Annotated in this window: 25 protein-coding genes; 8 read left to right on the forward strand and 17 right to left on the reverse strand. The window is 71.7% G+C overall.

Annotation, left to right across the window (positions count from 1 at the left end; translation table 11 throughout):
- Positions 1–338 precede the first annotated feature (338 nt).
- Positions 339–1,799 (reverse strand): hypothetical protein, encoded by a 1,461-nt coding sequence (locus ACIQPQ_RS29395; RefSeq protein ID WP_401309577.1) that lies wholly within the window; start codon positions 1,797–1,799, stop codon positions 339–341.
- Positions 1,800–2,070: 271 nt separating this feature from the next.
- On the opposite strand from ACIQPQ_RS29395, the gene ACIQPQ_RS29400 reads away from it, so the two are divergent.
- Positions 2,071–3,897 (forward strand): endonuclease/exonuclease/phosphatase family protein, encoded by a 1,827-nt coding sequence (locus ACIQPQ_RS29400; RefSeq protein WP_401309580.1) that lies wholly within the window; start codon positions 2,071–2,073, stop codon positions 3,895–3,897.
- Positions 3,898–3,968: 71 nt separating this feature from the next.
- On the opposite strand, the gene ACIQPQ_RS29405 is transcribed toward ACIQPQ_RS29400, so the two are convergent.
- From ACIQPQ_RS29405 to ACIQPQ_RS29420, 4 genes are all read right to left on the reverse strand, one after another.
- Positions 3,969–4,745 carry an SRPBCC domain-containing protein gene (locus ACIQPQ_RS29405; protein WP_401309583.1) on the reverse strand — a complete coding sequence of 259 codons (777 nt, stop codon included), beginning with the start codon at positions 4,743–4,745 and terminating at the stop codon, positions 3,969–3,971.
- A 10-nt stretch (positions 4,746–4,755) separates the two neighbouring features.
- Positions 4,756–5,406: an ArsR/SmtB family transcription factor gene (locus ACIQPQ_RS29410; RefSeq protein ID WP_401309586.1), complete on the reverse strand. Its 651-nt coding sequence runs from the start codon at positions 5,404–5,406 to the stop codon at positions 4,756–4,758.
- A 181-nt stretch (positions 5,407–5,587) separates the two neighbouring features.
- Entirely contained in the window at positions 5,588–6,097 is a 510-nt protein-coding gene (locus ACIQPQ_RS29415; protein WP_401309589.1) for a DUF3618 domain-containing protein, read from the reverse strand.
- On the reverse strand, positions 6,094–6,513 hold the full coding sequence (locus tag ACIQPQ_RS29420; protein WP_401309592.1) for a phage holin family protein: 420 nt from the start codon (positions 6,511–6,513) through the stop codon (positions 6,094–6,096). Before ACIQPQ_RS29420 ends, ACIQPQ_RS29415 begins: the two co-directional genes overlap by 4 nt.
- 129 nt (positions 6,514–6,642) lie before the next feature.
- Between ACIQPQ_RS29420 and dapA the strand changes: the two genes are divergently transcribed.
- Genes dapA through ACIQPQ_RS29435 form a run of 3 tightly spaced genes read left to right on the forward strand, consistent with a single transcriptional unit; the run spans position 6,643 to position 8,913 of the window.
- Positions 6,643–7,548 carry a 4-hydroxy-tetrahydrodipicolinate synthase gene (gene dapA / locus ACIQPQ_RS29425; protein ID WP_401309595.1) on the forward strand — a complete coding sequence of 302 codons (906 nt, stop codon included), beginning with the start codon at positions 6,643–6,645 and terminating at the stop codon, positions 7,546–7,548.
- A gap of 22 nt (positions 7,549–7,570) precedes the next feature.
- A complete protein-coding gene (locus tag ACIQPQ_RS29430) occupies positions 7,571–8,698 on the forward strand; it encodes a DUF1152 domain-containing protein (protein WP_401309597.1) in 1,128 nt (375 codons plus the stop codon).
- Positions 8,695–8,913: a hypothetical protein gene (locus tag ACIQPQ_RS29435; RefSeq protein WP_401309600.1), complete on the forward strand. Its 219-nt coding sequence runs from the start codon at positions 8,695–8,697 to the stop codon at positions 8,911–8,913. Before ACIQPQ_RS29430 ends, ACIQPQ_RS29435 begins: the two co-directional genes overlap by 4 nt.
- A gap of 555 nt (positions 8,914–9,468) precedes the next feature.
- Here the strand turns inward: ACIQPQ_RS29435 and dapD are convergent.
- The 11 genes from dapD to ACIQPQ_RS29490 all read right to left on the reverse strand — a co-directional run bounded on the left by dapD (position 9,469) and on the right by ACIQPQ_RS29490 (position 18,407).
- The gene (gene dapD, locus ACIQPQ_RS29440) at positions 9,469–10,458 is read right to left on the reverse strand and encodes a 2,3,4,5-tetrahydropyridine-2,6-dicarboxylate N-succinyltransferase (protein WP_401309603.1); all 990 of its coding nucleotides are present in this window, start codon (positions 10,456–10,458) and stop codon (positions 9,469–9,471) included.
- Between the two features lie 164 nt (positions 10,459–10,622).
- On the reverse strand, positions 10,623–11,165 hold the full coding sequence (locus ACIQPQ_RS29445; protein WP_401309606.1) for a TetR/AcrR family transcriptional regulator: 543 nt from the start codon (positions 11,163–11,165) through the stop codon (positions 10,623–10,625).
- Entirely contained in the window at positions 11,165–11,485 is a 321-nt protein-coding gene (locus ACIQPQ_RS29450) for a DMT family transporter (RefSeq protein WP_383772285.1), read from the reverse strand. The genes ACIQPQ_RS29445 and ACIQPQ_RS29450 overlap by 1 nt, the downstream gene beginning before the upstream one ends.
- A 218-nt stretch (positions 11,486–11,703) precedes the next feature.
- The gene (locus ACIQPQ_RS29455; protein WP_383772287.1) at positions 11,704–12,036 is read right to left on the reverse strand and encodes a metal-sulfur cluster assembly factor; all 333 of its coding nucleotides are present in this window, start codon (positions 12,034–12,036) and stop codon (positions 11,704–11,706) included.
- Complete coding sequence (sufU, locus tag ACIQPQ_RS29460; protein ID WP_383772289.1) at positions 12,033–12,503, reverse strand: Fe-S cluster assembly sulfur transfer protein SufU; 471 nt, start codon at positions 12,501–12,503, stop codon at positions 12,033–12,035. Before sufU ends, ACIQPQ_RS29455 begins: the two co-directional genes overlap by 4 nt.
- 16 nt (positions 12,504–12,519) lie before the next feature.
- Positions 12,520–13,776 (reverse strand): cysteine desulfurase, encoded by a 1,257-nt coding sequence (locus tag ACIQPQ_RS29465; protein ID WP_383772291.1) that lies wholly within the window; start codon positions 13,774–13,776, stop codon positions 12,520–12,522.
- On the reverse strand, positions 13,773–14,537 hold the full coding sequence (gene sufC, locus ACIQPQ_RS29470; RefSeq protein ID WP_383772293.1) for a Fe-S cluster assembly ATPase SufC: 765 nt from the start codon (positions 14,535–14,537) through the stop codon (positions 13,773–13,775). The genes ACIQPQ_RS29465 and sufC overlap by 4 nt, the downstream gene beginning before the upstream one ends.
- A 7-nt stretch (positions 14,538–14,544) precedes the next feature.
- Positions 14,545–14,874, reverse strand: coding sequence for a non-heme iron oxygenase ferredoxin subunit (locus ACIQPQ_RS29475; RefSeq protein ID WP_383772295.1), 330 nt, complete (start codon positions 14,872–14,874; stop codon positions 14,545–14,547).
- Positions 14,871–16,052 carry a Fe-S cluster assembly protein SufD gene (gene sufD, locus ACIQPQ_RS29480; RefSeq protein ID WP_401309613.1) on the reverse strand — a complete coding sequence of 394 codons (1,182 nt, stop codon included), beginning with the start codon at positions 16,050–16,052 and terminating at the stop codon, positions 14,871–14,873. Before sufD ends, ACIQPQ_RS29475 begins: the two co-directional genes overlap by 4 nt.
- A gap of 70 nt (positions 16,053–16,122) precedes the next feature.
- Positions 16,123–17,544, reverse strand: coding sequence for a Fe-S cluster assembly protein SufB (sufB, locus tag ACIQPQ_RS29485; RefSeq protein ID WP_401309615.1), 1,422 nt, complete (start codon positions 17,542–17,544; stop codon positions 16,123–16,125).
- Positions 17,541–18,407: a helix-turn-helix transcriptional regulator gene (locus ACIQPQ_RS29490; protein ID WP_383772301.1), complete on the reverse strand. Its 867-nt coding sequence runs from the start codon at positions 18,405–18,407 to the stop codon at positions 17,541–17,543. The genes sufB and ACIQPQ_RS29490 overlap by 4 nt, the downstream gene beginning before the upstream one ends.
- A 229-nt stretch (positions 18,408–18,636) precedes the next feature.
- Between ACIQPQ_RS29490 and ACIQPQ_RS29495 the strand changes: the two genes are divergently transcribed.
- From ACIQPQ_RS29495 to ACIQPQ_RS29510, 4 genes are all read left to right on the forward strand, one after another.
- Positions 18,637–19,458, forward strand: a complete 822-nt coding sequence (locus tag ACIQPQ_RS29495; RefSeq protein WP_401309619.1) for an aminoglycoside N(3)-acetyltransferase — start codon at positions 18,637–18,639, stop codon at positions 19,456–19,458.
- A gap of 102 nt (positions 19,459–19,560) precedes the next feature.
- Positions 19,561–20,484, forward strand: coding sequence for an ABC transporter ATP-binding protein (locus tag ACIQPQ_RS29500; RefSeq protein ID WP_383772305.1), 924 nt, complete (start codon positions 19,561–19,563; stop codon positions 20,482–20,484).
- Between the two features lie 56 nt (positions 20,485–20,540).
- The gene (locus ACIQPQ_RS29505; protein ID WP_401310008.1) at positions 20,541–21,257 is read left to right on the forward strand and encodes an ABC transporter permease; all 717 of its coding nucleotides are present in this window, start codon (positions 20,541–20,543) and stop codon (positions 21,255–21,257) included.
- 66 nt (positions 21,258–21,323) lie between these two features.
- The gene (locus tag ACIQPQ_RS29510; protein WP_401309623.1) at positions 21,324–22,334 is read left to right on the forward strand and encodes a heme A synthase; all 1,011 of its coding nucleotides are present in this window, start codon (positions 21,324–21,326) and stop codon (positions 22,332–22,334) included.
- A gap of 76 nt (positions 22,335–22,410) precedes the next feature.
- On the opposite strand, the gene ACIQPQ_RS29515 is transcribed toward ACIQPQ_RS29510, so the two are convergent.
- Entirely contained in the window at positions 22,411–23,160 is a 750-nt protein-coding gene (locus ACIQPQ_RS29515) for a nucleotidyltransferase (protein WP_401309626.1), read from the reverse strand.
- Between the last annotated feature and the right edge of the window lie 204 nt (positions 23,161–23,364).

Consider the following 23,364-nt stretch of genomic DNA (forward strand, 5'->3'; position numbering starts at 1 on the left):
CGACGGTGTTGCCAGATGCTCTACCCGATTGAGCTACACCGACCCGAGGTCGGTGACGGGACTCGAACCCGCAACCGTCCGATCCGAAGAAGTAACCGCTGCCTGCGCACCGGGCACCCACCGCATGCCGCGCCTCCCGAGATCGGACTGACCACGGCGTGGATTCTTGGAAAGAGAAGTAGCCGTGGTCTTCGCACCGGGAGGTGCGCTGTGCGTGCCTCGACTGTAGGAGGCGGGACGGGCGGGGTGCGAGTCAATTAAGGCGGGGTGCGAGCCCATTACGGCGGGGTGCGGGCCGACCGACTGGCCCGCACCCGTCCTTCGGAGGGCAGGCCCCCTCAACCCCCTTGCTGGGAGCGCGCCTTGAACGCGGCCTTGCGGGCCTCCTTGGCGATGCGCTTGTCCGGGTGGAGGCGGCCCATGGCCTCCAGGACGTCGGCGGTGGCGGGGTGGCCGACCCGCCAGGCGGCGGCGAAGAAGCCGCTGTGCTGCTGGGCGAGGCCTTCCACGAGGGCCTGAAGCTCCTCGGAGTTGCCCTCGGCGGCGAGCTGCGCGGCGATGGTGTCGACGGTGAGCCAGAAGACCAGGTCCTCGGAGGGCGCGGGGACGTCGGCGGCGCCGAGTTCGGTCAGCCAGACCCGGGCCAGGCCGCCGAGTTCGGGGTCGTCGAGGACTTCCCGTACGGCGGGTTCGGCCTGTGCGCCGACGAGGGAGAGGGCCTGCTGGCAGCGCAGGCGGCGCAGCGGCGCGCCGGGGTCGGAGCCGCGGGCGGCGGCCAGCAACTCCCCTGCGGCGGCGACGGGTTCGCGGCGGGCGAGCCACTGCTCGGTCTCGGCGCGGGCGGCCAGCGGCCCGTACCCGGCGCTGCCGTCGAGGAGGGCGTCGGCGCCCTTGTCGGCGAGTTCGCCGACGGCGGGGGCGGTGAAGCCCGCCTCGGTGAGCCGTACGCGCAGCCCGTACACGCCGAGCGGGGTGAGGCGGACCATGCCGTAGCGGGAGACGTCGGTCTCGTCGACGGGGGCGGCGGGCTCCTCGTCGGGGTCGGCCATGAGGGCTTCGTCGACGGGCTGGTAGACGACGAGCCCGATGGGCTCCAGCAGCCGGAACTGGTCGTCGAGGCGCATCATCGCGTCGGAGACCTGTTCGAGCATGTCGTTGGTGGGTTCGCCGAGGTCGCCGGGGACGATCATCGAGGCGGCGAGCGCGGGCAGCGGCACGGGCCCGTCGCCAGGGCCCTCCTCGTTGGCGGTGAGGAGGTAGAGGTTGCCGAGGACGCCGTCGAGGAAGGCGGCCTCGCCCTCGGGGTCCCAGTCGAGCTGCGAGAAGTCGACCTCGCCGCCGCCGTCCAGGGCGTCCACGAGGTCGTCGAGGTCGGGCACGGCGGCGTCGGCGAGGACGGCCTCCAGGGCGGCGAGCCAGATGCCGAGGACGTCCTGCGGGGAGCCGTCGGTGAGCAGCGCGAGGTCCTCGCCCGCCGTGACGGTGCCGTCCCCCTCGCCCGCGGTGTCGCCCCCGTCGCCGTCGTCCGCGTCGGTGACCTCCACGAGTCCGGCGTCCAGCGCCGTGCGCCAGGCCTCGCTCGCCTCGGCGGCGGCGTCCTCGCCGGTCAGCCCCAGGACCTCGGCGGCGTCCGGCAGTTGTTCCTCGACGAGCCCGCCCCCGGCGTCCACCCGGGTCCCGGGCCCGGCCCAGCGCGCGAGGCGGACGGCCCGGGAGAGGAGCGGGGTGGACAGCGCGTCGCGCGCCAGCTCCGCTTCGGGGCGCAGCCGTACCGGCGGCAGGGGGGAGCTGTCTGACATCGGCGGATTCTCCTTGGCGCGTGGCGCACCGGGCTCGACGGGTGGTGCGCTCGACCGCTCAGCCTAGACGGGTTTGGACCCATGCCGCCCGGTTCATCTCCCGGCCGCCTCCCGTACATGGCCGAAACCTTGACAACTGGGCTGGGCAGGCAGGAGATTGACGCGCGTAGAAGTTGGGGGGACAGGTGTTCACTGTAGTTCTACGCGCGTCGTCCGCGTCTCTTGCCTCTCCCTCGTTCCGGCGCTCATGAACGTCCCCGGAGGGATCTCGTTGCCTAGCAGGTCTTCCGCGCGCCTCGCCGCGCTCACCGTCGCCGCCGTGTGCACCGCGGCGTCGGCCGTCGTCGTCGCCTCGCCCGCGCACGCGGACACGGTCCGCATCCACGACATCCAGGGCACCACCCGTCTGTCGCCGTTCAACGGCAAGGCCGTCACCGACGTGGCCGGAATCGTCACCGGTGTACGCGGCTACGGCTCGTCCAAGGGGTTCTGGATGCAGGACCCGAATCCCGACGCGGACCCGGCCACCAGTGAGGGCGTCTTCGTCTTCACCAGCTCCGCCCCGAAGGTCGCGGTCGGTGACGCCGTGACCGTCTCCGGCACCGTCTCGGAGTACGTCCCCGGCGGTACGACCAGCGGCAACCAGACGATCACCGAGATCGTGAAGCCGACGGTCACCGTGGTCTCCGGCGGCAACGCGGTCCCCGCGCCGACGGTCGTGCGCGCCTGGTCGGTCCCCGCCGCGTACGCCCCGGCGGGCGACCCGGCCGCCGGGAACTCGATCAACGGCCTGAAGCTGCGCCCGAACCGGTACGCGCTCGACTACTGGGAGTCCCTGGAGGGCCAGAACATCGAGGTCGCGAACACCCGTGTGGTGGGCGCCACCGACCCGTACACCGAGCTGTGGGTGACGGTGAAGCCGCAGGAGAACGACAACCGCAGCGGCGGCACCGTGTACGGCTCGTACACCGCGCAGAACGGCGGCCGTCTCCAGATCCAGTCGCTGGGCCCGGCCGCCGAGTTCCCCAAGGCGAACGTCGGTGACGTGCTGCGCGGCGCCACCACCGGCCCGCTGGACTACAACCAGTTCGGCGGCTACACCCTGGTCGCCAACGAGCTGGGCACGCTGAAGAGCGGCGGGCTGGAGAAGGAGACCACCCGCAAGCAGAAGAAGGGCCAGCTGGCGGTCGCGACGTACAACGTCGAGAACCTGGACCCGTCGGACGCCACCTTCGACGCGCACGCCGCGGCGATCGTGCACCACCTCCAGTCGCCGGACATCGTGTCGCTGGAGGAGATCCAGGACAACAACGGCGCGACCAACGACGGTACGGCCGCGGCCGACCAGACCGTGCGCAAGCTGATCGACGCCATCGTGGCGGCGGGCGGCCCGGCGTACGACTGGCGCTCGATCGACCCCGCGAACAACACCGACGGCGGCGAGCCGGGCGGCAACATCCGCCAGGTGTTCCTGTTCAACCCGGAGCGGGTCTCCTTCACCGACCGCGCGGGCGGCGACGCCACGACGGCCGCCGGGGTGACCAAGGTGCGCGGCAAGGCGGCGCTGACGGTGTCGCCGGGCCGCATCGACCCGGCGAACGCGGCCTGGAACGCCAGCCGCAAGCCGCTGGCGGGCGAGTTCGTGTTCCGCGGCAAGACGGTCATCGTGATCGCCAACCACTTCAACTCCAAGGGCGGCGACCAGGGTCTGACCGGCCAGTACCAGCCGGTGGCGCGCAGCTCGGAGGTCCAGCGCCACCAGCAGGCCACGCTGGTCAACGGGTTCGTCAAGGACGTGCTCAAGGTCCAGAAGAACGCGGACGTCATCGCGCTCGGCGACATCAACGACTTCGAGTTCTCCGGCACGGCCGAACTGCTGGAGGACGGCGGCGCGCTGTGGTCGGCGGTCAAGTCGCTGCCGAAGAGCGAGCGTTACTCGTACGTCTACCAGGGCAACAGCCAGGTGCTGGACCAGATCCTGGTCAGCCCGTCGATCCGCCGCGACGGCGACCTCGCCTTCGACAGCGTGCACATCAACGCCGAGTTCCACGACCAGATCAGCGACCACGACCCGCAGGTGCTGCGGTTCGAGCCGTAGTCGCCGACCCCCGGTCGCACAGCCGCCGCCCCCGGTCGCCGAACGGTTCGATTCGTCGGTGACCGGCCGGTTCAGGGCCGGCTGAACACGCCGTTCAGCCAGCCCTGCCAGGCGAGTTCGTTCGCCTCGGCGTCGGCGTCCGCGGCGAAGTCGTGGACGCTGACGCCGACGGGCGCGCCCCAGTGGTTGCGCCCGAAGAACCGCACCAGGGCGTGGTCGGTGCGCAGCCCGATGAAGTACGGGTTGCGGAAGTCCAGTACGGCGTCGAGGAGTTGCCCGTCGGGCCCGGTGACCCGCACCGCGTCGCCCACAGCGGCGCCCACGGAGCCGCCGCCCCCGTCGAGGCCGAGCGCCCGGCCGACCGCCTCGAAGGCGTCCGGCGCGGTGGACGCCTCGGGCCCGTCGAACGTCGCGAAGGCGACGGGCCGCGGCGCGAAGTGCGTGAGGTACTCCCGCAGGGTGTGCAGATAGAAGTCGGTGTGCCGGCCCGCCCCGTCGTACTGGTTGTCCCAGTCATCGGTGAAGATCCCGCTGTGCACGTACCGCACCCAGGCGCGCCGCCCGTCGTCGCGGGACTCGATGACGTGCTCCAGCTGGTTGACGCTCTGCGTCGGGAACCCGACGTCCTCGCTGCGGATGACGAGGTGGTGCGGCGGCTCCCAGGCGGTGACGGTCGACCCGAAGGCGGCGGACCCGCCGACGCGCGGCTCGGGCGCCTCCATGGGCCACAGGTATCCCCCGGTGCCGTGCGTGATCGCCTCCCACACTTCCTCCGGCGAGGCGTCGACCTCGAACTCGCGCGCGATCTCGAACGCGCGCTCCTGCTGGTCCTTCTGCTCCTGCGACATGGTGGTGCTCCTACTGTTCCGGGGCGGGGGAGGTCGCGGGGGCCGCCTCGACCTCGGGAGTGTGCGCGGCCTGCGGGTGGCCCTTGACCTTGGGGTGGACGGCGACCACGATCCGGTGATCGCGCCCGCGCTCGGCGCCGGGGGCGTCGTACTTGCGGATGAGCGCGCTCACCCCGGCCGTCAACTCACTGACGAACGCGGCCCGTTCGGCGGCGGAGGCGAAACGGACCTCGCCGTCCAGCGCGAACGTGGCGAGCCGCTGGTCGGCGCGCGCGGCACCGGTCAGAAGCGTGCCGACGTCGCGCACGAGCCGGGCGCCGAGGGCGAGCAGCCAGCGCGCCGAGAGGTGGTCGCGGAAGCGGTCCGGGTCGGGCTGCACCCCGGCCAGCGCGGCGGGCGAGATGACGTACGAGGCGGCGGTGGCGCGCATCAGCCGCTCGGTGACGTTGCCCTTGCGCCGCTCGTCGTCCAGCTCGACCAGGCCGTGCCGCTCCAGCGCCTTCAGGTGGTAGTTCACCTTCTGCCGCGGCAGCCCGACCTTCCCGGCCAGCATCGCCGCCGAGGCGGGCCCGGCGGCCAGCTCGGCGAGCAGCCGCGCCCGGACGGGGTCCAGGGACACGGCGGCGGCTTCGGGGTCCTCGATCACGGTGACGTCCAGCATGCGTCCACCGTCCCACCGAAAACTTTTTTTGTCCAGACGACTTGGGTGTTCGGTTTGGTGGATTCGGGCACCGGCACCGGCATGACAGAGGCCCGGCACCCCGCGTCACGGGATACCGGGCCTCAGCGCCCACTCCCCGCTTCAACCGGAGTCCTTTCGGCCGGGGGGATGGATGCCGCGTCTACCGCTTGCGGCGCCGCCGCACGAGCACACGCACCACCACGAGCACGGCCGTGGCCGCGCCCGCCGCGAGGGCGACGGTGCGGGGGTTGCGCCGGACGGCCTGGACCGGCCCTTCGAGGGCGTCGGGCGCGGACCGCTCGACGGAGTCCCCCGCCTGAGCGGCGGCGTCCTGCACGCTGCGCCCCGCGTCCTTGGCCTTGCCCTGTACGGCGTGGGTGGCGCCCTTCGCCTTGTCCTGGACCACGTGTCCGGCGCCCTTGGCCTTGTCCTGCACCACGTGGGTCGCCTGGGCGGCCGTGCTGCGCAACTGCACGGCCATGGCACCGGCCCGGTCCTTGAGATCGGCGGCCTGCGCCTTGGCCCGCCCCTTGACATCGGCCTTGGCGGCCAACTCCTCCACGGTTCCCCCCAGTTGGCTTCTGGTCTCTTCGATCTGCTTCCGCAGCTCCGCGGAACTGTCCGCGCCGGTGGCGCCGTTCGCGCTGCCGACGTCTGCCCGGTCCGTCATCGATGCGCCCTCTCCTTGATCTCCTCGACGTCCGCCTTGACGCTGCCGAGGGTCTCCTCGGGGGTCGCGGGCGTGGCCCGCCGCAACTGACCGCGCCCGGCGACGGCGAGGATGCCCGCGACCGCGAACAGCACCGCCGTGACGATGAGCGCCGAGGCCCAGACGGGCAGCGCCAACGAGAGGGCGGCGACGCCCGTACCGGCGAGCGCGAAGAGCCCGACGTAAGCGAGGGCTCCGGCCGCGCCGAGCAGTCCGCCGCCCTTGCCCGCGCGACGGCCCTTCTCGGCCAACTCCTCCTTGGCGAGGGCGATCTCCTGCCGTACGAGCCGCGAAAGCTGTTCGCTCGCCTGGCCGACGAGTTCGCCGACCGACTTGTGCCCGTCCTGAGCGGGCCGGGTGTCCAAGGTTCCGGTCACGTTCGCCTCCTCTCGTGTCCGAAAATCCGGGTACCCGACTGCACACGGTCAAACCTCTCAGCTTCTCTTCCATGTACAGGCAAGAAAATGTAAGTAGACCTAAACAGTGATCGCGCGAAGACTGTCGTCATGGCAACGACACCATCCAGCCGCCCTGTCCTCGGTCGTGCCCTGTGCGCGATGATCACCCCGTTCACGCCGACCGGCGCGCTGGACCTGGAAGGGGCCCAGCGCCTGGCGGTGCACCTGGTGGCGGAGGGCTGCGACGGCCTGGTCCTGTCGGGGACGACGGGCGAGTCACCGACGACGACGGACCAGGAGAAGGCGGACCTGATCCGGGCGGTACGGGCGGCGGTGGGCCCGGACGTCCCCCTCGTGGCGGGCGTCGGCACGGCGGACACCCGCCACACCACGGAACTGTCCCGGGCGGCGGAGAAGGCAGGCGCGACGGGCCTCCTCGTAGCACCGCCGTACTACAGCCGCCCGCCCCAGGAGGCCCTGGAAGCCCACTTCCGCGAGATCGCCGACGCCACGGCCCTCCCCGTCCTCCTCTACGACATCCCCGCCCGCACGGGCGTCCGCATCACCCCGGCCACGATCCTCCGCCTGTCGGACCACCCCCGCATCACAGGGGTGAAGGACTGCGCCTACGACCTCCTCGGTACCCAAAAGGTCCTCTCCCGAACGGACTTGGCGTACTACGCGGGCTGCGACGAACAGATCCTGGCCCTGTACGCGGTGGGAGCGACGGGCTACATCAGCACGGCAGCCAACGTGATCCCCACCCAACTCCGAGCAATCCTTACGGAGTTCGACGCAGGCAACACAGGCACAGCCACCCACCACCAACACGCCGCCCTGGACCTGATCGACCTCCTCATGGCAACCCCCCTCCCCGGCACCGTCACCACCAAGACCCTCCTCACCACCCTCAACCTCCCAGCAGGCCCGGTCCGCCCACCCCTCCAACCAGCGGACGAAACGGTGACGCGTCGCTTGCGGGAGGCGTATGAGCGGCTGGTGGGGCGGACCTGAGCGCGGCTCGTACCCTGACCACATGACACGGCTGATCGTCGCGGCAGGTGGTGGGGGTGACGCCGTCGGTGCCGCGCTTCTGCACAGCGCCCTGTACGGCGACGACGACCCGGCCGTGATCCTCACGTACGCCTGGGACCGCCTCCTGATCGACCCGCTGCCGGGTCCCCGGAGCCCCGACGACTTCACCGGGCTGGAGCCCCTCACCCGGACAACGAACGGAGTCCCGGCAACAGCCCGCCCCCTCCCCACGGCAGGCTCCACGCTCCCCCGGCTGGCCGCTCACCTCCCGCACCGCCTCGCCCTCATCGACCCCCGCCACGGCGTCCGGGGCATCACCGACCAGCTCGACGACCTGGTCGCTCACCTCCGCCCGACCTCGGTCGACCTCTTGGACATCGGCGGCGACATCCTGGCGCGCGGCGACGAGCCCACCCTCAAAAGCCCCCTCGCCGACGCCCTCACCTTGGCGGCCTGCGCCCAACTCGACACTGAAGTAAGGCTCCTGATCGCCGGTCCCGGCCTGGACGGCGAACTGCCGTACGACGCTGAACTGCGCGACCTCCTCGGCCCTCGGGTCCACACCTTCACCGCGTGTGACGTCGAACCGATCAGCGCTGTCCTGGAATGGCATCCCTCCGAGGCGACCGGCATGCTCGCGGCGACGGCACGCGGTGTGCGGGGCATCTGCGAAATCCGGGACGCGGGCCTCCCCGTGCCGTTGACCGACGACAGCCCCGTCGTCCACGAGGCCGACCTGGACCAGGTCCTGCACCGCAATGAACTGGCCCGCGCAGTCGTGTCCACCGGCACGCTGCCCGAGGCCGAGGCGCTGAGCCGTCGGGTCTGCGGTTTCTCGGAGATCGACTACGAACGTACGAAGGCGCACCGGCTCGGCCAACGGCAGCCGGGGCCTCTGGACCCCGTCTCCACCCTCCACCACCTCGCCCGCTTCGAGGCGGATGCCCGCGCCCGAGGCGTCACCCACACCACGTTCCGCCGCCTCACCGAGGCCCTGAACCTATCGGGCACCGAACGCAAGCCCCTGCGCCGCCTGTTGGCCGACAGCTATCCACAGCGGTACCGGAGCGCGACACCCCTGTGGAGCCTCACCCCCGCCCAACCGCACTACAGAATCAGGACCCCATGAGCGCCTACAGCAGCGATCCGGACCTCAACGTGCAGGACATCACCGGAAACGGTACCGAGGCAGACGTCGCCGTGAACCTGCTCAACGGTCAGATCAGACTCTCAGTCTTGTGGGCCCAGGAAATCCTCCTGTCCGCAGACGCGGCCGATCACATCGCCGCCGCGCTGCGCCGGGCAGCGGCGCAGTCCCGTGCCATCGGGGCCGAGCAGAAGTAGGCCCCCCTACCCCTCCCCCATCGCCCTTCGTACTCAACGGCCAACTCCTGGCGGTACATGGGTTGGTAGGTTCCGACGGACGTCCAGTCTGGCTGATCAGCAAGACCTCCGGAATTTCGTTGCGCTGCTCACCCGGATTTCGGGCGTGACAGGGCGGATCACCAAGTGGGCCGAGCCAGAGTGCGGGCGGACCTCCGCCGCCATGTTCTGGATGGACCCGGCCCCCGGGGTGATCGACCGGTCACGGCGCCCGAACGACTCCCTCAGTGTCCGGGCTCTCGAAGGAGGCAGCTGTCGGCTCGGATGCGCCCCATCGCGACAAGAAGGGGGCGAAGATCTGCCCCATCGCGGGCCGCCAGGTCTTGCCCCGCACTGCCGACACCTCCGTCGTCAACCCACATGGCAGCCAGGCTCCTCAACGCACGAGTGCCCTCCCCCGCCGTCCGGCGGCTGGGGAAGGGCACTCGATCTGACCAACATCGACAACTGCCCACAGTTCAGCAGCAGAACAGAGCAGTGATCGACAAGGCAGCCTCAGCTCACGGCCGTCCTTGCTCAGTTGTGGCTGTGCAGTACCTCGTTCAGCCCGCCCCACACCGCGTTGTTCGGGCGGGCTTCCACCGCGCCGGTGACCGAGTTGCGGCGGAAGAGGATGTTGGAGGCGCCGGAGAGGTCGCGGGCCTTGACGATCTCGCCGTCGGGCATCGTGACGCGGGTGCCCGCGGTGACGTAGAGGCCCGCCTCGACCACGCACTCGTCGCCGAGGGCGATGCCCACGCCCGCCTCCGCGCCGACGAGGCAGCGCTCGCCGATGGAGATGATGACGTTGCCGCCGCCGGAGAGGGTGCCCATGGTGGAGGCGCCGCCGCCGATGTCGGAGCCGTCGCCGACGACGACGCCCGCCGAGATGCGGCCCTCGACCATCGAGGTGCCCAGGGTGCCCGCGTTGAAGTTGACGAAGCCCTCGTGCATGACGGTCGTGCCCTCGGAGAGGTGTGCGCCGAGGCGGACACGGTCGGCGTCGGCGATGCGGACGCCCTTGGGTGCCACGTAGTCCGTCATGCGCGGGAACTTGTCGATCGACGTCACCTGGAGGTGCAGGCCCTCGGCGCGCGCGTTCAGCCGGACCTTCTCGACGTCGTCCACGGCGACCGGGCCGAGGGAGGTCCAGGCTACGTTGGCGAGGTGGCCGAAGATGCCGTCCAGGTTCTGGCCGTGCGGCTTCACCAGGCGGTGCGAGAGCAGGTGCAGGCGCAGGTAGACGTCGTGCGCGTCGAGCGGCTTGTCGTCGAGGGAGGCGATGACCGTACGGACCGCGACCACCTCTACGCCCCGGCGGGCGTCCGCGCCGATCGCGCGGGCGGCGCCCTCGCCGAGCAGTTCCACCGCCTGCTCGGCGGAGAGCCGCTCGGTGCCGGACGGGCCGGACTCCGCGGTCAGCGCGGGCGCGGGGAACCAGGTGTCGAGGACGGTGCCGTCGGCGGCGAGGGTGGCGAGTCCGGCGGCCGCGGCGCCGGTGGTGCGGGGAGCAGTGGTGTCGGTCATGAGGGAAACCTAACCGGCGCGAGGGCGCGGAGGCCAACCGTCCCGCCGCCGTCTCGGCCTCCGGTCAGCGCGACGCACGGCGCATGGCACGCGACGCACGGCGCACGGCGGCGGACGGCATCCGCGGCACACGCCGTTCCCCCCGCCCCGCGACGAGGGACCCCTCACGCCCCGTCCAGCACCCGCCGCATCATCGCCCGCGCGAACCCCTCGTCGTAGGGCCGGTCCGTCAGGAGGACCTCCAGGGAGATGCCGTCCATCAGCGCCGCCAGCGCGCGGGCCGTGGTCGGGTCGGTGCGCGGGGCGAGCAGCGCGGCGAGTGCCTGCGCCCACTCCGCGGCGACCGGGCGCAGCGCCGGGCGGCGCAGGGCGGCGAGGTACAGCTCGTACTCCAGCTCCACCCCCGACCGCTCCCCCGCCAGCCATTCCCCCAGGAGGGCGGCGAGTTCGACGGCGAGGTCGGCGTCGGGGCCGAGGCGGTCGGCGCGGTCGGCGACGATCGCGGCGAAGCCCTCGTTGGCCTGGCGCAGGGCGGCCACCAGCAGGTCGTCGAGGGTGGCGAAGTGGTACGTCGTGGAGCCGAGCGGGACGTCCGCCTCGGCGGCGACGGAGCGGTGGCTGAGGCCCGCGATGCCGTGCGCGCCGACCACGCGGAGCGCCGCGTCGATGATCCGCTGGCGGCGTTCGGGGTCGTGGCGGCGAGCCATCAGTGCGCCCCGCCCAGGTTCAGCACGACCACGCCGCCGATGATCAGCAGGATTCCGGCGACCTTGGTGACGGTGAGGGCTTCGCCGAAGAGGGTGAGGCCGATGACCGCGATGGCGGCCGTGCCGACCCCGGCCCAGATCGCGTACGCCGTGCCGATGCCGATCGTCTTCAGCGTCTGGGCGAGCAGGGTGAAGGAGACGAGGTAGCCGACGGCGGTCAGCGCGGAGGGGCCGAGCCGGGTGAAGCCGTGGCTGAACTTCATGGCCGTCGTCGCGGCCACCTCGGCGGCGATGGCGCCGGCGAGCAGCAGATATCCCATGCGTACGAGTGTACACATCGATGTGTACGGCCGTACGCATCGATGGGTACGGTCGCACGCATCGGTCGGTCGGCCTCAGCGCCCCACCACCACACACCCCCCACACCCCGCGCACCCCACCCACCCCGCGCACGCAAAACGGCGGTGTCCCTTCGGACACCGCCGTTCCCTGCTCGCTCCACCCCGGTCACCAGGGCTGAACCCGCGTCACTCCGTGCTCAGACGTTGAACCCCAGCGCCCGCAGCTGCTCACGGCCGTCGTCCGTGATCTTGTCGGGGCCCCACGGCGGCATCCAGACCCAGTTGATGCGCAGTTCGTTGACGAGGCCGTCCGTGGCGGACTTGGCCTGGTCCTCGATGACGTCGGTCAGCGGGCAGGCCGCCGAGGTCAGGGTCATGTCGATCGTCGCGATGTTCGCGTCGTCGATGTGGATGCCGTAGATCAGGCCGAGGTTGACGACGTCGATGCCCAGCTCGGGGTCGACGACGTCGTACAGCGCCTCGCGGAGTTCCTCCTCCGAGGCCGGCTTCATCTCAACGGTGTCGCTCATGCCGTCTTCCTTTCGGCGTCGGCGCCGGTGCCCAGCGCCTGGGCCGTCGCGTCCTTCCACGCCATCCAGCTGAGGAGGGCGCACTTGACCCGTGCCGGGTACTTGGAGACACCGGCGAACGCGACCGCGTCCTCCAGCACCTCCTCCATCGCGTCGTCGGGCTCGATCCGGCCCTTGGACTGCATCAGCTCCAGGAAGGTCTCCTGGATCTTCTGCGCCTCGGCCAGCTCACGCCCGACGAGGAGTTCGTTCAGCACGGAGGCGGAGGCCTGGCTGATGGAACAGCCCTGCCCCTCGTACGAGACGTCCGTGATCGTGGAGCCGTCGTACTTCACGCGCAAGGTGATCTCGTCACCGCAGGTCGGGTTGACGTGATGCACCTCGGCGTCGCCGTCGCGCAGGCCCCGGCCGTGCGGGTTCTTGTAGTGGTCCAGGATGACTTCCTGGTACATCGAATCCAGCTTCACGGTTCCAGCACGCCTCTCAGCCGAAGAAGTTCCGGACGTGCTCCAGCCCGTCGACCAGCGCGTCGATCTCGGCGGGCGTGGAGTACAGATAGAACGACGCTCGCGTGGTCGCGGGAATTCCGTACCGCAGGCAGACCGGCCGGGCGCAGTGGTGGCCGACCCGGACGGCGATGCCCTGCTCGTCCAGCACCTGGCCCACGTCGTGCGGGTGGATGTCGCCGAGCGTGAAGGAGATCGCCGCGCCGCGGTCCTCGGCCGTGGCGGGGCCGATGATGCGCAGGTCGGGGACCTCGGTCAGGCGGCGGACCGCGTACTCGGTGATCGCGTGCTCATGGGCGAGGATCTTGTCCATGCCGATCGCCGAGAGGTAGTCGATCGCGGCGCCGAGCCCGACGGCCTGGGCGATCGGCGGGGTGCCCGCCTCGAACTTGTGGGGGGCGGGCGCGTAGGTCGAGGAGTGCATCGACACGGTCTCGATCATCTCGCCGCCGCCGAGGAACGGAGGCAGGTCCTCCAGCAGCTCCTGGCGGCCCCACAGCACGCCGATGCCGGTCGGGCCGCACATCTTGTGGCCGGTGAAGGCCACGAAGTCGGCCTGGAGGGCCTGCACGTCCAGCGGCATGTGCGGGGCGGCCTGGGAGGCGTCGATCAGGACGAGGGCCCCGACCTCCTGGGCGCGGCGCACGATCGCCTCGACCGGGTTGACGGTGCCGAGGATGTTGGAGACCAGCACGAAGGAGACGATCTTCGTCTTCTCGGTGATGACCTCCTCGATGTTCGACAGGTCGAGGCGGCCGTCGTCGGTGAGGCCGAACCACTTCAGCTTCGCCCCGGTGCGCTGCGACAGCAGCTGCCACGGCACGATGTTGGAGTGGTGCTCCATCTCCGTGATGACGATCTCGGTCTCGGCGTCCACGCGGTAGGGCTCGTCGGCCCAGCCCAGCATGTTCGCGACGAGGTTCAGCGACTCCGAGGCGTTCTTGGTGAAGATCACCTCGTCGCGGCTGGGCGCGTTGACGAACGCCGCGACCTTGTCGCGCGCGCCCTCGTACAGCGCCGTGGCCTCCTCGGCGAGCACATGCACACCGCGGTGGACGTTGGCGTTGTGGCGCTCGTAGTACTCGTTCAGGGCGTCCAGCACCTGGCGCGGCTTCTGCGAGGTCGCCGCGTTGTCCAGGTACACGAGCTTCCGGCCGTCGTGGACCAGGCGGTCCAGGGCGGGGAAGTCCTTGCGGATCGCCTCGGTGTCGAGGAGGCCCGGCAGTTGTGTCACGCGGATGCGCCACCCTTCACGTATGCCTCGTAGCCCTCGTTCTCCAGCTTGTCCGCCAGCTCGGCGCCGCCGGACTCGACGATGCGGCCGCCGGAGAAGACGTGGACGTGGTCGGGCTTGATGTAGCGCAGGATGCGCGTGTAGTGCGTGATCAGCAGGGTGCCGACCTCGCCCGTCTCGCGGACCCGGTTGACGCCCTCGGAGACGACGCGCAGGGCGTCGACGTCGAGGCCGGAGTCGGTCTCGTCGAGGATCGCGATCTTCGGCTTGAGCAGCTCCAGCTGGAGGATCTCGTGGCGCTTCTTCTCACCGCCGGAGAAGCCCTCGTTGACGTTGCGCTCGGCGAAGGAGGGGTCCATGTGCAGGCGCTCCATGGCCTCCTTGACCTCCTTCACCCAGGTGCGCAGCTTGGGGGCCTCGCCGCGGACGGCGGTGGCGGAGGTGCGCAGGAAGTTGGAGACCGAGACGCCGGGGACCTCGACCGGGTACTGCATGGCGAGGAAGAGCCCGGCGCGGGCGCGCTCGTCGACGGACATCTCCAGGACGTCCTCGCCGTCGAGCAGGACGGTGCCGCCGGTGATCGTGTACTTGGGGTGCCCGGCCAGCGAGTAGGCGAGGGTCGACTTGCCGGAGCCGTTGGGGCCCATGATGGCGTGCGTCTCGCCCTGCTTCACGGTCAGGTCGACACCCTTGAGGATCTCCTTCGTGGCGTTGTCGGCCTCGACGGTGACGTGCAGGTCTCGGATTTCAAGCGTTGCCATGGGTGCCTCAGGACTCCTGGGTGAGGGAGACGAGCACGTCGTCCCCTTCGATCTTTACGGGGTATACGGGGACGGGGCGCGTCGCGGGAAGGCCGGACGGCTTGCCGGTGCGGAGGTCGAACGCGGAGCCGTGCAGCCAGCACTCGATCTGACAGTCCTCCACCTCGCCCTCGGAGAGCGAGACGTTCGCGTGGGAGCAGATGTCGTGGATGGCGAACACCTCTCCTTCCGTCCGCACGACCGAGACCGGCGTGCCGTCGAGTTCCACCCGCTTCGGGGTGTCCTCCTCCAGCTCGCTCAGTCCGCAGGCGCGCCGGAACGTCGCGGGGGCAGTCATGCGGCCGACGCCTCCAGCTCCTCTTCGATCTTCGCGAGGAGGCGCGCCTCGATGTCGGGGACGCCGATCTGCTGGACCAGTTCGGCGAAGAAGCCGCGCACGACGAGGCGGCGGGCCTCCTCCTGCGGGATGCCGCGGGCCATCAGGTAGAAGAGCTGCTCGTCGTCGAAGCGGCCGGTGGCGGAGGCGTGACCGGCGCCGACGATCTCGCCGGTCTCGATCTCCAGGTTGGGCACCGAGTCGACCCGCGCGCCGTCCGTGAGGACGAGGTTGCGGTTCATCTCGTAGGTGTCGGTGCCCTCGGCGCTCGCCTCGATCAGGACGTCGCCGATCCAGACGGCGTGCGCGTCCTGGCCCTGGAGGGCGCCCTTGTAGACGACGTTGGACTTGCAGTGCGGCACGTTGTGGTCGACGAGGAGGCGGTGCTCCTGGTGCTGGCCGGCCTCGGTGAAGTAGAGGCCGAACAGTTCGGCCTCGCCGCCGGGGCCCGCGTACGCGACGCGCGGGTGGAGCCGGACGAGGTCGCCGCCGAAGGTGACGACCACGGACTTGAAGGAGGCGTCGCGGCCGACCAGCGCGTTGTGCTGGGCGACGTGGACGGCCTTGTCGTCCCAGTCCTGGACGGAGACGACGGTGAGCTGGGCGCCGTCGCCGAGGACGTACTCGACGTTGGCGGCGAGGACGGCGTCACCGGTGTGGTCGATGACGACGATCGCCTCGGCGAACGCGCCGAGTTCGATGACCTGGTGGCCGTAGGCGGTGCCGCCCTCGCCGTGCACGGCGATCCGGATCGGCTCGGTGAGCACCGTCTCCTTGGGGACGGTGACCACGCCGGCCTGCTCGAACGCGCAGTACGCCTGGGCGGCGACCCGGTCCACGGGGGTGCCGGCCCGGCCGAGGCGGGCGTCGTCGCGGCCGACGGTCTCGACGGTGACGCCCTCGGGCGCCTGGACGTCGACCTTCACGCCGCCGGTGGCGACCGCGGTGCCGTCGTGCAGGCCGCGCAGCCGCTCCAGCGGGGTGAACCGCCACTCCTCCTCACGGCCGTGCGGGACCGGGAAGTCCGCCACGTCCTGGGACGGGGGCGCGCTCATGCGCGTGGCGACGGTCGACTCGGCGGCCACCGCGATGGCGCCGGCGGTGGTGGAGCCCACCGGGGAGTTCTGAGCCTCAGCCATGGCTGTCGTAGTGCTCGCTTTCTGGGACGTCAGGGCCGTGTGGGGCGGTGGGGTGCGACGCGGTGGCGGGTCAGCCGACCGAGCCTTCCATCTGCAGCTCGATGAGCCGGTTCAGCTCCAGGGCGTACTCCATGGGGAGTTCCTTGGCGATGGGCTCGACGAAGCCGCGCACGATCATCGCCATCGCCTCGAACTCACTGAGGCCGCGGCTCATCAGGTAGAAGAGCTGGTCCTCGGAGACCTTGGAGACGGTCGCCTCGTGGCCCATCGACACGTCGTCCTCGCGGACGTCCACGTAGGGGTAGGTGTCGGAGCGGGAGATGGTGTCGACGAGCAGCGCGTCGCAGAGCACGTTGGACTTGGAGCCGTGGGCGCCCTCGCCGATCTCGACCAGGCCGCGGTAGGAGGTGCGGCCGCCGCCGCGCGCCACCGACTTGGAGACGATGTTGGAGGAGGTATTGGGCGCCATGTGGACCATCTTGGAACCGGCGTCCTGGTGCTGGCCCTCGCCCGCGAAGGCGATGGAGAGCGTCTCGCCCTTGGCGTGCTCGCCCATCAGGTAGACGGCCGGGTACTTCATCGTCACCTTGGAGCCGATGTTGCCGTCGATCCACTCCATGGTGGCGCCCTCGTAGGCGACGGCGCGCTTGGTGACCAGGTTGTAGACGTTGTTCGACCAGTTCTGGATGGTCGTGTAGCGGCAGCGGGCGTTCTTCTTGACGATGATCTCGACGACCGCGGAGTGCAGCGAGTCCGACTTGTAGATCGGGGCGGTGCAGCCTTCGACGTAGTGCACGTAGGCGCCCTCGTCGACGATGATCAGGGTCCGCTCGAACTGGCCCATGTTCTCGGTGTTGATGCGGAAGTAGGCCTGGAGCGGGATCTCGACGTGCACGCCCTTCGGCACGTAGATGAAGGAGCCGCCGGACCACACGGCCGTGTTCAGCGCGGCGAACTTGTTGTCGCCCGCCGGGATCACGGTGCCGAAGTACTCCTTGAACAGCTCGGGGTGCTCCTTGAGGGCGGTGTCCGTGTCGAGGAAGATGACGCCCTGCTCCTCCAGGTCCTCGCGGATCTGGTGGTAGACGACCTCGGACTCGTACTGGGCGGCGACACCGGCGACGAGGCGCTGCTTCTCCGCCTCGGGGATGCCGAGCTTGTCGTACGTGTTCTTGATGTCCTCGGGGAGGTCCTCCCAGGACTCGGCCTGCTTCTCGGTGGAGCGGACGAAGTACTTGATGTTGTCGAAGTCGATGCCCGACAGGTCCGAGCCCCAGTTCGGCATGGGCTTCTTCTCGAAGAGCTTGAGGCCCTTGAGGCGGAGCTTGGTCATCCACTCCGGCTCGGACTTCTTCCCCGAGATGTCGGTGACGACGTCCTCGTTGATGCCGCGTCGCGCCGAGGCGCCGGCCGTGTCGGAGTCGGCCCAGCCGTATTCGTACTTGCCCAGGCCCTCGAGTTCGGGGTGGGCAGTCTCCGTGGGGAGCGTCATGCGGGGTTCCTCCCGGCCGTGCTGGTGGATGCGTTGTCGGACGTGTGAGATGTGCGGGACGTGCGGGACGCGTCCGAGGGTTCGGACGCGGCGGACACGGGGTGCGGACCGGCGTGGGTGCTGCTGGGGATGAACGTCGTGCAGACGCCGTCCCCGTGCGCGATCGTCGCCAGCCGCTGGACGTGGGTGCCCAGCAGTTGGGAGAAGATCTCGGTCTCCGCGTCGCAGAGCTGCGGGAACTTCTCCGCCACGTGGGCGACGGGGCAGTGGTGCTGGCACAACTGCTCGCCGCGCTGCGGGAGGGGTGCGCTGCGCGCCGTAGCAGCGTACCCGTCCGCGCTCAGGGCCTTCGCGAGGGCTTCGGTGCGGCCCTCGGGGGCGGCGGCCTCGACGGCCGCGCGGTAGGCGGCGGCCTGCTCGGCGATCCTCGCGCGGGCGAAGGCGACGACGGCCTCGTCCCCGCCGAAGCGTTCCTGGATGTAGCGCAGGGCGTCGGCGGCGAGCTGGTCGTAGGACTGGTCGAAGGCGTCGCGGCCGCAGTCGGTGAGCGCGAAGACCTTGGCCGGGCGGCCGCGGGTGCGGGCGCCGTAGACGCGCTGCTCGCGGGGGGCCACGACGTCGTCGGCGGCGAGGGTGTCGAGGTGGCGGCGGACGGCGGCCGGGGTGAGGCCGAGGCGGCCGGCCAGTTCGGTGACGGTCGAGGGGCCGTGGGACAGGATGGAGCGCGCGACGCGGTCACGGGTGGACCGGTCCGAACGATCCGTGCGATCGGTGCGGTCCGGACGGTCCGCGCGCTTCCCCGTCGCGGGCTTCTCCTGAGGGGCCCCCGAGGGGGTGTCCCGAGCCTCGCCGACGTATTTCACAACACCATTGTTGCGTAATTCCCGAGACACAGGCAAGCCACGCCCGACCCTCCGCACGGTGCCCTGCGTCACTTAGGTAAACCTAATCTGACCTGCGGAAACGATCATCTGTTGATCGGCACGCGGCCCGCCGGACCCGCCCCGGCCCCGCCCCGGACACCCACCGGCCCGGCGTGCGGAAGCGTAAAACGATGGCGCCCGGCACCCCCGCCGGGAAGACTGCCGGACCATGCCCACACCCCCTCCGACCGGCCCACTTGTCACCCGCGACGACCTCGCCGCCGCCCTGCGTGACCTAGGGGTCGAACCGGGAGAAACCCTGCTCGTCCACTCCTCGCTCAGCGCCCTCGGCTGGGTCTGCGGCGGCGCCGTCACCGTCGTCCGCGCCCTGCTCGACGCGCTCGGCCCGGACGGCACCCTCGTGGTCCCGGCCCAGTCCGGGGACCTCTCCGACCCGGCGGTGTGGCGCGATCCGCCGGTGCCCGAGGCGTGGTGGGAACGCATCCGCGCGACCATGCCCGCCTACGACCCGGAGACCACCCCCACCCGCGGCGTCGGGGTCGTCCCCGAGACCGTGCGGACCTGGCCGGGCGCCCTGCGCAGCGCGCACCCGCAGACCTCGTTCGCCGCCCTGGGCCCGCGCGCCGCCGGGGTCCTCGACGGCCACGCCCCCGACTGCCGGCTCGGCGAGCGCAGCCCGCTCGCCCGGCTCGAACGGCTGGGCGCGCGGGTGCTCCTGCTCGGCGCCGGATACGCCACCTGTACCGCCTTCCACCTGGCCGAGTACCGGATCGAGGCCCCGCTCGTGGCAGTGGGCCGGCCCGGTCCGGACGGCTGGGAGGTGCGGACGGAGGTGTCCATCGACTCCGACCGCTTCGACGAGCTGGGCCACGACTTCGAACGGGACCGTCCCGTGGCCCGCGGCCGGGTCGGCGCCGCGGAGGCCCGGCTGTTCCCGCTGGCCGACGCGGTGGCGTACGCGGAGCGCTGGCTTCCGCTGCACCGCCCGCGCGGCGGCGACGTCCTGCACCCGCCGCGCCCCGCCGGGTGAACCCCGCGCCCCGGCCCCGCCGCCGGGCCCCACCACCCCGTACGGGCGGCTTCCCGCACCCGGCCACCGGAGCGCCCCCCGGCGAACCTAGACTCTGGGAACATGCGAACTGAGCCTGTCGTCCGGGTCCAGGCACTGGTGAAACGGTACGGCCCGAAGACCGCGGTCGACGGGCTCGACCTCACGGCCCGGCCCGGCGTCACCGCCGTCCTGGGCCCCAACGGTGCCGGGAAGACGACCACCGTCGAGACCTGCGAGGGCTATCTCCGGCCGGACTCCGGCACCGTGCGCGTCCTCGGCCTCGACCCGGTGCGGGAGGCCGCCGCGCTGCGCCCCCGGATCGGTGTGATGCTCCAGTCCGGCGGGGTCTACTCGGGCGCCCGCGCCGAGGAGATGCTGCGGCACGTGGCCCGGCTCCACGCCCGCCCGCTCGACGTGGACGCCCTGATCGAACGGCTCGGCCTCGGCTCCTGCGGCCGGACCTCCTACCGGCGGCTCTCCGGCGGACAGCAGCAGCGGCTCGCGCTCGCCATGGCCGTCGTCGGCCGCCCCGAGCTGGTGTTCCTCGACGAGCCGACCGCGGGCCTCGACCCGCAGGCCCGGCGCGCCACCTGGGACCTCGTGCGCGACCTGCGCCGCGACGGCGTCTCGGTGATCCTCACCACCCACCACATGGACGAGGCCGAGCAGCTCGCCGACGACGTGGCGATCGTCGACGCGGGCCGGGTGGTCGCCCAGGGCTCCCCCGAGGAACTGTGCCGGGGCGGCGCCGAGAACACCCTGCGCTTCACCGGCCGCCCGGGGCTCGACGTGGCGTCGCTGCTCAAGGCGCTGCCCGCGGACACGGCCGCGGCCGAGCTGACGCCGGGCACCTACCGGATCACCGGCGAGGTCGACCCGCAGATGCTGGCCACCGTGACGTCCTGGTGCGCCCAGAACGGGGTCATGCCGGACCGCATCGCGGTGGAGCGGCACACCCTGGAGGATGTCTTCCTGGAGCTGACCGGCAAGGAGCTGCGCGCGTGACCACGACGACCCCGGGCACCTACGCCCCCGCGCCGGGCGCCGCCCCCCTGGCCCGCATGATCGTGGCGCAGGCGGCGCTGGAGACGCGGATGCTGCTGCGCAACGGCGAGCAGCTTCTGCTCACCGTGATCATCCCGTCGCTGCTGCTGGTGCTGTTCGGCTCGGTCGACATCGTCGACACCGGCGCGGGCGAGGCGGTCGACTTCCTCGCCCCGGGCGTCCTGGCGCTCGCGGTGATGTCGACGGCGTTCACCGGCCAGGCCATCGCCACCGGCTTCGAACGCCGCTACGGCGTCCTGAAGCGGCTCGCGGCGTCCCCGCTGCCGCGCTGGGGCCTGATGACGGCGAAGACGCTGTCCGTCCTGGTCACCGAGGTGCTCCAGGTGGCGCTGCTGACCGGGATCGCCTTCGCGCTGGGCTGGTCGCCGCACGGCGACCCGTTCTCGGTCCTGCTGCTGCTCCTGCTCGGCACGGCCGCCTTCTCCGGCCTCGGCCTGCTGATGGCGGGCACCCTCAAGGCGGAGGCGACGCTCGCCGCCGCCAACCTGGTCTTCCTGCTGCTGCTCGTCGGCGGCGGGGTGATCGTCCCGCTGGACAAGTTCCCGCCCGCCGCGCAGGACGTCCTCGGGCTGCTGCCGATCTCGGCCCTCTCGGACGGTCTGCGGGACGTGCTCCAGCACGGCGCGGGCATGCCGTGGGGGAACCTCGCCGTGCTGGCCGTCTGGGCGGTCGCGGGCCTGGCCGCGGCGGGCCGCTTCTTCCGCTGGGAGTGAGCCCGCGACGTGCCGCGGGGCCCACTGCCGGACCCTCGTGAAAGCGTGCACAAGCGGCCCCCTACGATGGGGCACGTGCCAAAGCTGACCCCCGCCGACGCCGTAGCGGCCGTGCGCAACCCCCTCGCCTTCATCGCCGCCCGCTGGACCCCGGACCCACGGACCGTCCAGCGGGCCGCCTTCGCGGCGCTGCTCATGGCGGTGATCATCGTGGTCACCGGCGGTGCGGTGCGGCTCACCGGCTCGGGCCTCGGCTGCCCGACCTGGCCCAAGTGCACCGACGACTCGCTCACCTCCACCCGTGAGATGGGCGTGCACGGCGCGATCGAGTTCGGCAACCGCATGCTGACGTACGTGCTGTGCGCGGCGGTCGGCTGGGCGATCATCGCGGCCCGCTCGCAGAAGCCGTACCGGCGTGGCCTGACCCGGCTGGGCTGGGCCCAGTTCTGGGTGGTCATGAGCAACGCGATCCTCGGCGGGATCGTGGTGCTGGTCGGCCTCAACCCGTACACGGTCGCCGCCCACTTCATGGCGACCTCCGCGCTGATCGCGGTCGCCGCGGTGATGTGGCAGCGCACCCGCGAGGGGGACGGCGCGCCCCGGCCGCTGGTCGGCGGGGCGGTGCGGCAGCTCGTGTGGTCCCTGGTCGGGACGACGGTGCTGCTGATCCTGGTGGGTACCGTGGTGACCGGCGCGGGCCCGCACGCGGGCGACTCCAGCGAGGTCGAACGCATGCCGCTGGACTGGGAGACGGTCTCCAAGGTGCACGCGGTCCTCGCCTGGATCGTGGTGTCGCTGACCTTCGCGCTCTGGTTCGTCCTCAAGGCCGTCGACTCCCCCAAGGGCCCCCTGAACCGCACCCGCGCCCTCTTCGTGATCCTGCTCGCGCAGGGCGTGATCGGCTACGTCCAGTACTTCACCGACCTCCCCGAGGTGCTGGTGGGCCTGCACATGCTGGGCTCGGCCCTGGTCTGGATCGGCGTCATCCGCGTCCACCTCTCCCTCCGCGAACGCCCCCCGCTGACGGTGGACCTCCCGTCCCCGGCGACCGAGGCGGCCCTCAGCTCCCGCGGCTGAGCCCCCTGACCGGCCTCCCCGGCAGACCACGGGGGGGGCGGGGCACCCGTACGGCCGGATCACCCGTAGGGCCGGATCAGCCGTACGCCGCCACCAGCCGGTCGACGGACCGGCCGAGCCACCCGCACACCAGCCCCGCCCGACGCTCCCGCCAGGCCTCCCCCGCCATCGGGGCCGACGGGGTGACCCCGCCGTAGCGGCGCAGCCGGACGTCCTCGACGGCCTCCGGGGGCGCACCGAGCGCGAGGAGTTCGGCAAGGGCCTCGCGCTTGGTGATCAGCCGTCCTTCCCGCAGGGTGACGGCGGCCCGCGCGTGGGTGAGCAGGCCGAGGTCGATCCAGATGTCGCGGGTCCACAGGCGGGCGTCGTCCAGGGCCGGGCGCCAGTAGTCGCGCTGGTCGGCGACGACGAAGGCGGCCAGCTCGGCGTCGGTGACCGGGGGCAGCAGGCCCGTCGGCGCCGCCCCGGCCAGGACCCGGCCGAAGGCGTGGAGTTCGCGGCGGGTGACCGGGGTCACCGGACGGCGCGTCAGGCCGCCGTGCGCCCAGGTGAGATGCCCGCGCGCGGGGTCGGCGGCCGTGGCCGGGGTGAGGTAGGAGCAGTGCAGGCCGCCCGCGAGGGGTTCGGCGCGCAGCGACTGGTGGGCGACGGCCACCCGCCAGGCCGTGACCGGCCGGACCGGCCCCGGCAGGACCGCGATCAGGTCGAGGTCGCTGCGGCCCTCCCGGTAGTCGCCCCCGGCGAGCGACCCGTGCGCCCAGAGCGCGAGGGGTTCCAGCGGGGCGAGGGCGGCACGGAAGCGGTCGAGCAGGCGGTCGGTCGTCATCCGCCCACTCTCGTACGGCGCCACGACCCCCGTCCGCGGAATCCGCCCGCCCGCCCGCGCGCCCGGAAGCACGCGCCGCCGCGGGCGGAGCCGTCCCCGGCGCGCACCCCGTGCCCGTACCACCGCCTCACCCCCACGCGCCCCCCGGCGGCCCCCCGGACGCGCCGCTCACCCCGGCCCACGGAGATCGGCCCCGTGCACCCC

The sequence above is a fragment of the Streptomyces sp. NPDC091281 genome (assembly GCF_044757425.1).
GTDB lineage: Bacteria > Actinomycetota > Actinomycetes > Streptomycetales > Streptomycetaceae > Streptomyces.